Here is a 12,603-nt window from a genome sequence, read left to right as displayed (position 1 = left end):
TGCTGATAGTAAATTATATTGTGTTCAAGAACTTCTGTTATTCCTCCAATCTGATATCCAAACCTAATCCCTTAAGTTCGTGCATCAATACGTTGAAGGATTCTGGTAAACCAGGTTCTGGCATCGTCTCACCTTTTACGATAGACTCATAGGTCTTGGCCCTTCCAATTACGTCATCCGACTTCACTGTAAGGATCTCCCTAAGCGTTGCTGAAGCTCCGTAGGCTTCAAGAGCCCAAACTTCCATCTCTCCAAAACGCTGTCCACCGAACTGGGCCTTTCCACCCAATGGCTGCTGTGTGATCAGGGAATACGGACCGATAGAACGCGCGTGCATCTTATCATCAACCATATGCCCAAGTTTCAGCATGTAGATAACACCTACGGTAGCCGGCTGATGGAAACGTTCCCCGGTACCACCATCGTACAGATAGGTATGCCCGAATCTCGGTATTTGTGCCTCATCCGTCAGTTCGTTGATCTCATCCAGAGTAGCTCCGTCAAAAATCGGGGTGGCAAACTTCTTATCTAGGTTCTGCCCTGCCCAACCCAATACGGTTTCGTATATCTGACCGATATTCATCCTTGAAGGTACCCCAAGCGGGTTCAATACGATATCAACCGGAGTTCCGTCCTCAAGGAAAGGCATGTCTTCCTGACGTACGATACGCGCAACAATACCTTTGTTACCGTGACGACCAGCCATTTTATCACCGACTTTCAACTTTCGTTTCTTGGCGATGTACACTTTGGCCAGTTTCATGATCCCTGCAGGAAGCTCATCCCCAACGGAGATGGTGAATTTATCCCTTCTCAGGTTCCCCTGAAGATCGTTCAACTTGATCTTGTAGTTGTGAAGCAGGTCTGCAACCAGGGTATTGGTATCCTTATCGGTTGTCCAGCTTCCTCCTACGAGGTGAGCGAAGTCATCCACCGCGTTAAGCATCTTCATGGTGTACTTCTTACCTTTTGGCAACACCTCTTCCCCAAGATCGTTAAGAACTCCCTGTGAGGTTTTCCCGTTGATGAGTTTAAAGAGCTTATCAACAAGAATATCCTTGAGTTCCTGGAATTTTACCTCGTATTCGAGTTCTAACTTAGAAATAGCTTCCTTATCCTCAGATCGCTTGCGCTTGTCCTTAATGGACCTGGAGAACAATTTCTTATCAATAACCACACCTCTCAATGAAGGAGAAGCCTTTAAGGAAGCATCCTTAACATCTCCTGCCTTGTCTCCAAATATGGCTCGTAATAATTTCTCTTCTGGAGTTGGGTCTGATTCCCCTTTTGGTGTGATCTTACCGATAAGGATGTCTCCCGGTTTAACCTCTGCACCTATGCGGATCATACCATACTCATCCAGATCCTTGGTTGCTTCCTCAGATACATTTGGAATATCGTTGGTAAGCTCCTCAGCACCCAGTTTGGTATCCCTTACTTCCAGGGCGTACTCATCGATGTGAATGGAAGTAAAAATATCCTCCCTTACCACTTTCTCAGAGATCACGATAGCATCCTCAAAGTTGTAACCCTTCCATGGCATAAAGGCCACTTTCAGGTTCCGTCCAAGTGCCAGTTCTCCTTTTTCCGTCGCGTACCCTTCACAAAGTACCTGACCTTTCTTAACCTTATCACCTTTTTGAACGATAGGTTTCAGATTGATACTCGTACCCTGGTTAGTCTTGCGGAATTTTACCAGATCGTATGTTTTGGAGTCCTCCTCAAAGCTGACGAGGCGATCATTTTCAGATCTCTGGTATTTGATGGTGATCTTGGTAGCATCTACATATTCGATAACCCCATCTCCTTCCGCATTGATCAATACACGGGAATCGGAGGCCACCTGCCTTTCCAGTCCGGTTCCTACGATAGGAGACTGTGGCTTAAGCAACGGAACGGCCTGCCGCATCATGTTAGATCCCATAAGGGCCCTGTTCGCATCGTCATGCTCCAGGAACGGAATCAGCGATGCTGAGATAGAGGCTATCTGGTTTGGTGCCACATCCGTATAATTCACTTCTTGTGGATCCACTACCGGGAAGTCTCCTTCTTCTCTGGCGATCACCTTTTCACGCTCGATCTGCCCATTGTCCTTTAAAGGAATATTAGCCTGGGCGATCTTCATACCTTCTTCCTCTTCTGCACTCAGGTATACGTAATCCGCAGTATCTACCTTACCTGATTCCACCCTGCGATAAGGGGTTTCCAGGAAGCCCATGTGATTTACCTTGGCAAATACCGAGAGGGAAGATATCAATCCGATATTCGGCCCTTCAGGGGTTTCTATCGGACAAAGTCTTCCGTAGTGCGTATAGTGAACGTCACGAACCTCAAAACCTGCTCTTTCTCTGGAAAGACCCCCAGGTCCGAGGGCTGATAATCTCCTTTTGTGAGTGATCTCCGCCAGTGGATTAGTCTGATCCATGAACTGAGACAACTGATTGGTCCCAAAGAACGAATTGATCACCGAGGAAAGTGTCTTTGCATTGATCAGGTCAATCGGGGTAAATACCTCGTTATCCCTAACATTCATACGCTCCCGTATAGTTCTTGCCATCCTGGCCAGACCTACACCGAATTGCGATGAAAGCTGCTCACCAACGGTTCTAACCCTCCTGTTGGAAAGGTGGTCAATATCATCGATCTCCGCTTTGGAGTTGATCAGTTCTATCAGATATTTAATGATGGTAATGATATCTTCTTTGGTAAGGACCTGCTTGTCCATACCGATATCTAATCCCAACTTCTTGTTCATCCGGTATCGCCCTACTTCTCCGAGGTTGTATCGTTGATCGGAAAAGAAAAGCTTGTCAATAATACCACGAGCCGTCTCTTCATCGGGTGGTTCCGCGTTACGCAGCTGACGATAAATATGCTCTACAGCTTCTTTTTCGGAATTCGTAGGGTCCTTCTGAAGTGTATTGTGGATGATGGCATAATCGCTTTGAGCGTTGTTTTCCTTGTGAAGAAGGATGGTCTTAACATCGGTCTCCATGATCTCGTCGATGTGCTCCTTCTCCAGAATAGTATCCCGATCCAGTACGATCTCGTTTCGCTCAATGGAAACCACTTCGCCTGTATCTTCATCCACAAAATCCTCATGCCAGGTATTCAGCACCCTGGCGGCCAGTTTACGACCCAGGACTTTCTTTAATCCGGCCTTGGAAACCTTGACTTCCTCAGAAAGGTCAAAAATCTCCAGAATATCCTTATCCCGCTCAAATCCAATAGCGCGGAAAAGAGTGGTAACCGGTAATTTTTTCTTTCGGTCAATATAAGCGTACATCACGCTGTTGATATCCGTGGCAAATTCTATCCAGGAACCTTTAAAAGGTATTACACGAGCGGAATACAACTTTGTCCCGTTCGCGTGGAAGGATTGTCCGAAGAATACCCCTGGAGAACGGTGCAGCTGGCTCACTACTACCCGCTCTGCTCCGTTGATCACAAAGGTCCCGCTGGGGGTCATATACGGGATGGTACCGAGGTACACATCCTGTACAATCGTCTCAAAATCCTCGTGCTCCGGATCGGTACAATACAGTTTTAGCCTTGCCTTCAAGGGAACACTGTAGGTAAGACCTCGTTCTATACATTCCTGGATGGAATATCTCGGCGGGTCTATAAAGTAATCCAGAAACTCTAGGACAAACTGGTTTCTGGTGTCTGTAATTGGAAAGTTTTCCATGAAGGTGTTGTATAACCCCTCATTGCCCCTTTCGTCAGATTTTGTTTCAAGCTGAAAAAAATCTTGAAATGACTTAATCTGAATGTCCAAGAAATCCGGGTATTCCGGTATGTTCTTAGCGGATGCGAAACTTATTCTTTCAGTCTGTTTTGTGAACATCTATGGACAAAATTTTGAACGTGAATACTAAAGTGGGTTGTATATAACTTTATATACTATATATAAAAGGGTTTAGGTCTAGCCACCAAAAAGGCGGAAAGACCTAAACCTAAACCATATGGTTAGCGCTATTATTTAAGCTCAACTTCTGCTCCTGCTTCTTCCAATGATTTTTTGATACCTTCGGCTTCGTCTTTAGCAACACCTTCCTTAACGGCTTTAGGTGCGCTATCTACGATTTCCTTCGCATCTTTCAATCCAAGACCGGTCAATTCCTTAACCAGTTTAACTACAGCAAGTTTAGAACCTCCTGGAGCTTTAAGGATCACATCGAATTCTGATTTTTCCTCGGCGGCATCACCACCTTCACCAGCTCCGGCAGCTGCGCCACCAGCAACTGCTACTGCAGCAGCTGCAGGCTCAATGCCATACTCTTCTTTTAATATATCGGCCAATTCATTTACCTCTTTTACGGTTAGGTTGACCAATTGTTCTGCGAAATCTTTTAAATCTGCCATTTTTCTATCGTTTAATAAAAATTTTTAGTTTATTCTAGTTTTTAGTGCGTACTATTTTTCAGATAAGGTTTTTAGGATTCCCGCTAGCTTACCTCCACCTGATTTCAGGCCGGAAATAACATTCTTGGCAGGACTCTGAAGCAATCCGATAATATCTCCGATCACTTCTTCCTTAGATTTGATACTTACAAGGGTATCCAGTTTATCGTCTCCGATAAAGATGGCCTCTTCAATAAAGGCACCTTTAAGCAGAGGTCTTTCCGATTTCTTCCTGAAGTTCTTGATAAGTTTCGCAGGAGCGTTACCCGCTTCTGCAAACATCAGGGAAGTATTCCCTTTTAAAACTTCCGGCAATTCACCGAATTCCTTGTCCGAAGCCTCCATAGCCTTGGCAAGGAGGGTGTTCTTAACTACTGATAACTTGATATTTGCCTTAAAACAAGCTCTTCTCAAGTTTGAGGTGGTTATTGCGTCAAGACCTGATATATCTGCCAGGTAAATTGTGGTGTTCTCCCCCAACTGAGCAGTCAAATCCTCAATAACCGTTGCTTTTTCTTCTCTTGTCATTTCAAAAATCGTTTATCAGTTAAACTGCTCTAGGATCTAGTTGAAGACTAGGACTCATGGTACTTGAAAGATATATGCTTTTCATGTAAACACCTTTGGCCGCAGCCGGTTTCATCTTGTTAAGCGTATCGATCAGTTCCTTGGCGTTACCGGCTATCTTTTCAGGCGAAAATGAAGCCTTTCCGATAGCGGCGTGCACTATACCAGCCTTATCTACTTTAAAGTCGATCTTACCTGCCTTAACATCAGATACCGCTTTGGCGATATCCATAGTTACGGTCCCGGTCTTTGGATTAGGCATCAAACCTCTCGGCCCTAAAATACGTCCTAAAGGTCCTAGTTTTCCCATAACACTGGGCATGGTGATGATGACATCCACGTCGGTCCATCCCCCTTTGATCTTATCCAAATACTCGTCTAACCCAACATAATCAGCACCCGCGTCCTTTGCGTCTGCTTCTTTATCCGGGGTCACCAAAGCCAGTACTTTGACGTCTTTACCGGTCCCGTGAGGCAGGGTCACTACCCCTCTTACCATCTGATTTGCTTTTCGAGGATCTACACCCAATCGAACTGCAATATCAACAGAAGCGTCAAATTTTGTATTGGTGATTTCTTTTATTAAAGCTGAAGCTTCTTCCAGGGAATAGAGTTTATCCTTCTCTATTTTGGCGTGGGCTTCCTTTTGCTTACGTGTTAACTTTGCCATGCTAAAATTACTTTAAGATGTTAGAAGGGTCGCTTTCCAGATACCTTGATACCCATAGACCTCGCGGTACCGGCTACCATGCTCATAGCAGACTCCACGGTAAAAGCATTGAGATCTACCATTTTGTCTTCGGCTATGGTTTTGATCTGATCCCAGCTAACATTACCAGATCTGGCACGGTTTGGCTCACCCGATCCTTTCTTAATTTTAGCCGCTTCCAAAAGCTGAACTGCCGCTGGTGGTGTTTTCACGACAAAGTCGAAAGACTTATCGCCATAAACGGTGATAACAACAGGCAATACTTTGCCCTGTTTGTCCTGTGTACGCGCATTAAATTGCTTACAGAACTCCATGATGTTAACGCCGGCAGCACCTAAAGCGGGTCCAACCGGTGGCGACGGGTTCGCAACACCTCCCCTAACTTGTAGTTTAACTACTTTACTTACTTCTTTTGCCATTGTTTTTAAATTAAACTGCGAAGTGCTTAATTTGGAAGCTCACACTTCAACTATATATAAATACGTAACAGTTCCTAAACTTTTTCAACCTGCATATAACTGAGTTCCAACGGTGTTTTCCTTCCGAAAATCTTAACCATTACCTCCAGTTTCCGCTTCTCCTCATTGATTTTTTCAACCGTACCATTGAAACCGTTGAAAGGACCATCAATAACCTTTACTGTTTCTCCAAGAACAAATGGAATGGCGACATTATCCGTATTCACTGCTAACTCATCTACCTTACCAAGCATACGATTAACCTCTGCCTTTCTCAATGGTACAGGATCTCCTCCTTTGGTTTCTCCCAAAAATCCGATAACATTGGTAATGGACCGGATAATATGCACCATCTCGCCACCTAAATTGGCTTTTATCATAATGTACCCCGGAAAATAAACCCTTTCCTTATTGATCTTCTTCCCGTTGCGGATCTGCACAACTTTCTCGGTTGGGACCAAAACTTCTTCTAAATAATCTCCAAAGCCATGACGTTCTACTTCGCTCTCAATATAGCCTTTGATCTTATTCTCCTGACCGCTTACGGCCCTTACCACATACCATTTTTTTTCCAGTACTTCCGACATAGCTCCCTCCTTAATTGCTTAGGGCATTAAAATATACAGTAACCAGCTCGCTGAAGATGGTATCCACTCCCCAGGTTGCCAGGGCAAACAAAATTGAAAACACGGCTACGACCACCATGAGATTGGAGGATTCCGCTCTGGATGGTAGTGTGACGCTATTTCTAAGTTCCTCTATGGACTCTTTGATATATGTTATCATGCCGTTTGAGTTTCAAGTTTCCCAGGCCTAAACCTGTTATGATGTCTTATTAACTGCACGGGAGGAGAGACTTCCCTAATTTCCAACGGAGTTGGAATTCGGGATAAACTTCTCGTCTCACGGACCGTTTTCATTTAAATTCAGCACGGGAGGAGAGACTCGAACTCCCGACACCTGGTTTTGGAGACCAGTGCTCTACCAACTGAGCTACACCCGTTTATCAGCTTTTTTGATCCCTTACAGAACAGGGCAAAAACAGCCGTTTATATTTACACTGAAAGGTATCCTGCTTCACGCAGGACACCCTCAATGCATTACAATATCGTTATACGATTAATCTAAAATCTTAGTTACCTGACCGGCACCAACAGTTCTACCACCTTCGCGGATCGCAAAACGAAGACCTTCGTTCAAGGCGATTGGCTGGATCAGATCTACTGTGATCGTAAGGTTATCTCCTGGCATAACCATTTCTACACCATCAGGCAGATTAATGGTACCAGTTACGTCTGTAGTTCTTACATAGAACTGAGGACGATAGTTATTGTGGAAAGGAGTGTGACGACCACCTTCTTCTTTCTTAAGGATATAAACCTCAGCTTCGAACTTGGCGTGAGGTTTAACAGAACCTGGCTTACAGATTACCATTCCCCTTTTTACGTCAGACTTTTCAATACCTCTCAAAAGGATACCAACGTTGTCACCAGCTTCACCGCGATCAAGGATCTTACGGAACATCTCAACCCCAGTGATAGTAGATGTCAATTTCTCAGCACCCATACCGATGATCTCAACTGGATCTCCAGTGTTTGCCACACCGGTTTCAATACGTCCGGTAGCAACAGTTCCACGTCCTGTAATGGTGAAAACGTCTTCAACTGGCATTAAGAAATCCTTGTCAACATCCCTTTTTGGTAGTTCGATCCACTCATCAACAGCAGCCATAAGCTCCATTACTGTATCTACCCACTTTTGCTCACCGTTAAGGGCACCTAAAGCGGATCCGGAAATAACAGGACCATTGTCACCATCGTACTCGTAGAAAGAAAGCAATTCACGAACTTCCATTTCAACCAGTTCAAGAAGCTCATCGTCGTCTACCATATCTACTTTGTTAAGGAAAACAACGATTCTTGGAATACCTACCTGACGTCCAAGAAGGATGTGCTCCCTGGTTTGTGGCATAGGACCATCAGTAGCCGCAACCACAAGAATGGCACCGTCCATCTGAGCAGCACCAGTAACCATGTTCTTTACGTAGTCAGCGTGACCAGGACAATCTACGTGAGCGTAGTGACGGTTCGCTGTTTGGTATTCTACGTGAGACGTATTAATAGTAATACCTCTTTCTTTTTCTTCCGGAGCGTTGTCAATTGAGTCAAAACTCCTAACTTCGGATAAGCCTGCATTCGCCAAAACGGTAGTAATGGCCGCAGTCAATGTGGTCTTACCGTGATCTACGTGTCCAATAGTACCAATATTTAAGTGCGGTTTGGAACGATCAAATGTTTCCTTTGCCATTTTTAAAAAATTTAAATCTTAGTTTATATTAGTGTACAAATTATGTCTCAAGCGGGCTGACGACAGGTACCTATAAAACTGTGAACTCTTACTGCTGTCACAGGCAACCCATTGCAAACCATTATTTATATCTTAGAGCCAACGACGGGATTTGAACCCGTGACCTCTTCCTTACCAAGGAAACGCTCTACCCCTGAGCTACGTCGGCTTATTGGGTTGAATATTTAATGTTATAAGGCTTCAAGGTTCACCTTCAACAACCTTAACAATAAACAACGATCGCTAACCCAAGGTTTTGGAGCGGGAGACCGGGTTTCCCTCGACTCCGCTCGGGATAAACTTCTCACCCTGATAGAGATTAAAGCATATCTTGGAGCGGGAGACCGGGTTTCCCTCGACTCCGCTCGGGATAAACTTCTCACCCTGATGGAGATTAAAGCATATCTTGGAGCGGGAGACCGGGTTCGAACCGGCGACATTCAGCTTGGAAGGCTGACGCTCTACCAACTGAGCTACTCCCGCGTATATAAATCAATATTTCAATGAATATGCAGGAATTAGTGGTACTCTGTGAGCGTCTGACGCTCCCCGCCCGAACGTGCCGTTCGGTACAGACGGGTACCAACTGAGCTACTCCCGCGTATAATACAATTCAACATGTCAAAATCCGAACTTCTTAAGACTCAAATCCTCATGGTCTGAAACCATTTCATCATAAGGATTACCTCTCTTCGTTCGGTGATCCTGTTCGGGGTGTACCCGAACAAGGCATTTTTCGTTCGCAGCTTTACAAAAGCGAGCTTTTGACACCTTAATTATTTCACCCTCAAAGAACGTAAACAAAGAGGAGGATTACCTCTCTTCGTTCGGTGATCCTGTTCGGGGTGAACCCGAACAAGGCATTTTTCGTTCGCAGCTTTACAAAAGCGAGCTTTTGACACCTTAATTATTTCACCTTCAAAGAACGTAAACAAAGAGAAGGATTACCTCTCTTCGTTCGGTGATCCTGTTCGGGGTGAACCCGAACAAGGCATTTTTCGTTCGCAGCTTTACAAAAGCGAGCTTTTGACACCTGCTCTCTTAAATGCCTTGTGGGGAGAGCAGGATTCGAACCTGCGAAGGTAAAAACCAACAGATTTACAGTCTGTCCTCGTTGGCCGCTTGAGTATCTCCCCTCCTTATTTTTATGAACATTCGAGCCGATGGAGGGACTCGAACCCACGACCTGCTGATTACAAATCAGCTGCTCTAGCCAGCTGAGCTACATCGGCTTTTTAAAGCCTTTTATCGCATAAAAAAGTCCGCTATTTCTAACGGACTGCAAATGTAGATAATTATTTTCTTAATCAAAATAAATTTACAAAAATTTTAGTGAGGTGTAAGCCCTTGGTTTTTTCTTCTTTTTCACCAATTTTCTCTCCAGAGAACTGCATGCAGAATCTACTGCTTCTTCAAAAGATTTACACTGTTTTTTAATGACAAATTTATCACGTGGCACATGCACTTTAATTTCCACAATCTTATTCTCCTTTGCACTGGTATTTTCGACTTTCAAATACACATCGGAACTGATCACCTTATCATAGAAAAGGTTTAACTTGTCCAACCGTTTTTGCACAAAATCTAATAACTTTTCATCAGCATTAAAATTAACGGATTGTGTGTTGACTTTCATAGGCTAACAATTTAATGGACCGCCAGGAGGCGGGCGAGTGAAACAATAGATAAAGAACGTATCACTATTCCTTACTTCTGGGATGCGAAGCGGAATGTATCTTTTTTAGTTCAGCAATGCTATTATGGGTGTATACCTGCGTGGATGCTAAACTTGAGTGTCCCAGCAATTCCTTTACAGCATTCAGATCTGCTCCCTGATTTAGCAAATGTGTAGCAAAGGTATGCCTTAATATATGAGGGCTCTTTTTTACTTTGGACGAGACCTTACTAAAATACCCATTTATAATTCTATAAACAAGGGTTTCATAAATTTTATGACCGGATTTTGTCAAAAAAACGCGCCCAGGATCTGCAATAAAATCCAGTCCTTTTCGCTCCTCCAGGTAGGCTTCAAAAAGCCCGATCAGGCTATCGAGCAAAGGGATGATCCGTTCCTTGTTCCGTTTGCCCAGCACCCGTATACGTCTGGCCGGCAGGTCTATGTCAACCATCTGTAACTGTATCAGTTCTGCTCTTCGCATCCCGGTGGCGTATAATAATTCAATGATCAGTTTGTCCCGACAACCTTCAAATCCCTCATCAAAGGGTATTTGCCTCAACACCTCTTCCATCTCCTTTTCGGAAAAAGGGATCTCTACTTTCTTTGGGGTTTTAAGTGCCTTATGACCTGCAAGTGGATTCTTTGAAATACTGCCGATCTGCTGCAGGAATTTGTAGTATGCCTTGAGTGAAGAGATTTTTCGGTTTATGGATCGATTGGCGATTTTATCATTGGCCAACCGCACTATCCAACTTCTGATGAGGCTGTAATCTACAGATTCTATGTCGTCCAGATCGAACTCCTGTACACAAAAGCCTGAAAAATCAGAAATATCTTTCTCATAAGACCGGATGGTATGAGGAGAGTAGTTTTTCTCAAGTCCTAAATAGGAAACAAAGGAAGTCAGAGACATATCACAAAGTTACAAAACCTCCACTTGCTTCGCTGAACAAAAAAACCCGCTCCTGCAATTAGCCGGAACGGGTGTATATTGTAGAACGATATCTCTACCGCTATATTTCTTCTTTATCTCTTAAACTCTGGATGTATTGCGCTTTCTGGATCTGTTGTCTGCGCTCTACGGAAGGTTTGGTAAATTGCTGTCGCTTCCTCAGCTGACGCATTGTACCTGTGCGGTCAAACTTGCGCTTGAACCTCTTTAGTGCCCTATCTATGTTTTCTCCTTCTTTAACTGGTATTATTAACATTGGCTACAACCTCCTTTCTTTTGGTTTTGAGAGTGCAAAGATAAAACGAATAAATGGAATTGTAATAACTTATTTCAAAATATTCTTGGCAATCACTACTTTTTGAATTTCGGTAGTGCCCTCTCCAATAGTACATAACTTCGCGTCCCTGTAAAACTTCTCCACTGGAAAGTCCTTCGTATAGCCATAACCTCCGTGTATTTGCACGGCCTCATTGGCTACTCTGACACAGACTTCCGAGGCGAACATTTTGGACATCGCGCTCATCTTGGTCATGGACCTACCCGCATTTTTAAGGAATGCCGCTTTGTGTACCATTAATTCGGCCGCCTCTATTTCTGTAGCCATGTCCGCAAGTTTGAAAGAAATTCCCTGAAACTTGCTAATTGGTTTCCCGAATTGCACACGCTCTTTAGAGTATTTGAGCGCAGCCTCATAAGCTCCTTTGGCCGTCCCCAGCGATAAGGCTCCTATAGATATGCGGCCGCCATCCAGTACTTTCATAGACTGAATAAATCCTTCGCCTATTTCGCCCAGCCTGTTAGCATCCGGCACAACACAGTTATCAAAAACCAATTCTGCGGTTTCACTAGCTCTCATGCCCAGCTTATCTTCTTTTTTACCACTGGAGAATCCCGGAGTGCCTTTTTCAATAACAAAAGCGGTCATGCCCCTGCTATCGCCTTTTTCGCCGGTTCTGGCAATAATTACGGCAATATCTCCACTCTTTCCGTGTGTAATAAAGTTCTTGGCTCCGTTTATGACCCAGTTATCTCCTTTTTGAACTGCGGTTGTAGCCATCCCTCCTGCATCCGAGCCTGTATTGTGCTCTGTCAGTCCCCAGGCCCCAAGCCATTCGGCGGTTGCCAGTTTAGGAAGCCAACGCTGCTTTTGTTCCTCATTTCCGAATTCAAGGATGTGATTCGTACAGAGCGAGTTATGCGCGGCTACCGAAAGACCTATAGACGGGTCTACTTTTGATATTTCCTCAATAATTGAGATGTATTCATGGTAGCCCAGACCGGAACCACCGTATTCAACGGGTACCAATACTCCCATAAATCCCATTTCCCCGGCTTTTTTGAATAGCTCGGCAGGGAAGGTTTGAGCTTCGTCCCATTCCATTACAAAAGGCCTGATATGTTGTTCGGCGAATTCCCTGGCCGACTCTGCAACCATCAGCTGGGTTTCAGAATAATCAAAACCCGGTCCTGTAATTGTTTCTGTTATCAT

The 12,603-nt window shown here is 44.3% G+C and carries 12 protein-coding genes and 5 tRNA genes; all 17 read right to left on the bottom strand.

The window, feature by feature from the left end; all coding sequences use genetic code 11:
• Positions 1-37: 37 nt before the first annotated feature.
• The 17 genes from rpoB to GTQ38_RS07300 all read right to left on the bottom strand — a co-directional run bounded on the left by rpoB (position 38) and on the right by GTQ38_RS07300 (position 12,603).
• Positions 38-3,847, bottom strand: coding sequence for a DNA-directed RNA polymerase subunit beta (rpoB, locus tag GTQ38_RS07380; protein ID WP_161434858.1), 3,810 nt, complete (start codon positions 3,845-3,847; stop codon positions 38-40).
• Positions 3,848-3,978: 131 nt separating this feature from the next.
• Positions 3,979-4,365, bottom strand: coding sequence for a 50S ribosomal protein L7/L12 (gene rplL / locus GTQ38_RS07375; RefSeq protein ID WP_161434857.1), 387 nt, complete (start codon positions 4,363-4,365; stop codon positions 3,979-3,981).
• A 51-nt stretch (positions 4,366-4,416) separates the two neighbouring features.
• Positions 4,417-4,932: a 50S ribosomal protein L10 gene (gene rplJ / locus GTQ38_RS07370; RefSeq protein WP_161434856.1), complete on the bottom strand. Its 516-nt coding sequence runs from the start codon at positions 4,930-4,932 to the stop codon at positions 4,417-4,419.
• Between the two features lie 19 nt (positions 4,933-4,951).
• Positions 4,952-5,641 carry a 50S ribosomal protein L1 gene (gene rplA, locus GTQ38_RS07365; RefSeq protein WP_161434855.1) on the bottom strand — a complete coding sequence of 230 codons (690 nt, stop codon included), beginning with the start codon at positions 5,639-5,641 and terminating at the stop codon, positions 4,952-4,954.
• Between the two features lie 20 nt (positions 5,642-5,661).
• Positions 5,662-6,099: a 50S ribosomal protein L11 gene (rplK, locus tag GTQ38_RS07360; RefSeq protein ID WP_161434854.1), complete on the bottom strand. Its 438-nt coding sequence runs from the start codon at positions 6,097-6,099 to the stop codon at positions 5,662-5,664.
• Positions 6,100-6,173: 74 nt separating this feature from the next.
• Positions 6,174-6,725 carry a transcription termination/antitermination protein NusG gene (gene nusG, locus GTQ38_RS07355; RefSeq protein ID WP_161434853.1) on the bottom strand — a complete coding sequence of 184 codons (552 nt, stop codon included), beginning with the start codon at positions 6,723-6,725 and terminating at the stop codon, positions 6,174-6,176.
• Positions 6,726-6,735: 10 nt separating this feature from the next.
• Positions 6,736-6,924 carry a preprotein translocase subunit SecE gene (gene secE / locus GTQ38_RS07350; RefSeq protein WP_161434852.1) on the bottom strand — a complete coding sequence of 63 codons (189 nt, stop codon included), beginning with the start codon at positions 6,922-6,924 and terminating at the stop codon, positions 6,736-6,738.
• Positions 6,925-7,068: 144 nt separating this feature from the next.
• Positions 7,069-7,141: transfer RNA gene (locus GTQ38_RS07345), tRNA-Trp, on the bottom strand.
• Positions 7,142-7,257: 116 nt separating this feature from the next.
• The gene (tuf, locus tag GTQ38_RS07340; RefSeq protein WP_161434851.1) at positions 7,258-8,445 is read right to left on the bottom strand and encodes an elongation factor Tu; all 1,188 of its coding nucleotides are present in this window, start codon (positions 8,443-8,445) and stop codon (positions 7,258-7,260) included.
• 136 nt (positions 8,446-8,581) lie between these two features.
• Positions 8,582-8,653, bottom strand: a tRNA-Thr gene (locus GTQ38_RS07335).
• A 238-nt stretch (positions 8,654-8,891) separates the two neighbouring features.
• Positions 8,892-8,967 (bottom strand) — tRNA-Gly (locus GTQ38_RS07330).
• A gap of 570 nt (positions 8,968-9,537) precedes the next feature.
• Positions 9,538-9,620, bottom strand: a tRNA-Tyr gene (locus GTQ38_RS07325).
• 22 nt (positions 9,621-9,642) lie between these two features.
• Positions 9,643-9,716 (bottom strand) — tRNA-Thr (locus GTQ38_RS07320).
• A gap of 86 nt (positions 9,717-9,802) precedes the next feature.
• Positions 9,803-10,120 (bottom strand): ribosome hibernation-promoting factor, HPF/YfiA family, encoded by a 318-nt coding sequence (gene hpf / locus GTQ38_RS07315; RefSeq protein WP_161434850.1) that lies wholly within the window; start codon positions 10,118-10,120, stop codon positions 9,803-9,805.
• 64 nt (positions 10,121-10,184) lie between these two features.
• The gene (locus GTQ38_RS07310; protein WP_161434849.1) at positions 10,185-11,075 is read right to left on the bottom strand and encodes a tyrosine-type recombinase/integrase; all 891 of its coding nucleotides are present in this window, start codon (positions 11,073-11,075) and stop codon (positions 10,185-10,187) included.
• A 100-nt stretch (positions 11,076-11,175) separates the two neighbouring features.
• Positions 11,176-11,370, bottom strand: a complete 195-nt coding sequence (gene rpsU / locus GTQ38_RS07305; protein ID WP_161434848.1) for a 30S ribosomal protein S21 — start codon at positions 11,368-11,370, stop codon at positions 11,176-11,178.
• A 69-nt stretch (positions 11,371-11,439) separates the two neighbouring features.
• The gene (locus GTQ38_RS07300) at positions 11,440-12,603 is read right to left on the bottom strand and encodes an acyl-CoA dehydrogenase family protein (RefSeq protein ID WP_161434847.1); all 1,164 of its coding nucleotides are present in this window, start codon (positions 12,601-12,603) and stop codon (positions 11,440-11,442) included.

This window comes from Poritiphilus flavus, assembly GCF_009901585.1.
Taxonomy (GTDB): domain Bacteria; phylum Bacteroidota; class Bacteroidia; order Flavobacteriales; family Flavobacteriaceae; genus Poritiphilus; species Poritiphilus flavus.
The sequence above is the reverse complement of the archived record's forward strand: the minus strand, read 5'-3'. Positions and strand labels throughout refer to the sequence as shown.

Bases quoted from the DNA above. Each gene is read 5' to 3' on its own strand.
- rpoB (WP_161434858.1), bottom strand. From the start codon at position 3,847: ATGTTCACAAAACAGACTGAAAGAATAAGTTTCGCATCCGCTAAGAAC.
- rplL (WP_161434857.1), bottom strand. From the start codon at position 4,365: ATGGCAGATTTAAAAGATTTCGCAGAACAATTGGTCAACCTAACCGTA.
- rplJ (WP_161434856.1), bottom strand. From the start codon at position 4,932: ATGACAAGAGAAGAAAAAGCAACGGTTATTGAGGATTTGACTGCTCAG.
- rplA (WP_161434855.1), bottom strand. From the start codon at position 5,641: ATGGCAAAGTTAACACGTAAGCAAAAGGAAGCCCACGCCAAAATAGAG.
- rplK (WP_161434854.1), bottom strand. From the start codon at position 6,099: ATGGCAAAAGAAGTAAGTAAAGTAGTTAAACTACAAGTTAGGGGAGGT.
- nusG (WP_161434853.1), bottom strand. From the start codon at position 6,725: ATGTCGGAAGTACTGGAAAAAAAATGGTATGTGGTAAGGGCCGTAAGC.
- secE (WP_161434852.1), bottom strand. From the start codon at position 6,924: ATGATAACATATATCAAAGAGTCCATAGAGGAACTTAGAAATAGCGTC.
- tuf (WP_161434851.1), bottom strand. From the start codon at position 8,445: ATGGCAAAGGAAACATTTGATCGTTCCAAACCGCACTTAAATATTGGT.
- hpf (WP_161434850.1), bottom strand. From the start codon at position 10,120: ATGAAAGTCAACACACAATCCGTTAATTTTAATGCTGATGAAAAGTTA.
- GTQ38_RS07310 (WP_161434849.1), bottom strand. From the start codon at position 11,075: ATGTCTCTGACTTCCTTTGTTTCCTATTTAGGACTTGAGAAAAACTAC.
- rpsU (WP_161434848.1), bottom strand. From the start codon at position 11,370: ATGTTAATAATACCAGTTAAAGAAGGAGAAAACATAGATAGGGCACTA.
- GTQ38_RS07300 (WP_161434847.1), bottom strand. From the start codon at position 12,603: ATGATAACAGAAACAATTACAGGACCGGGTTTTGATTATTCTGAAACC.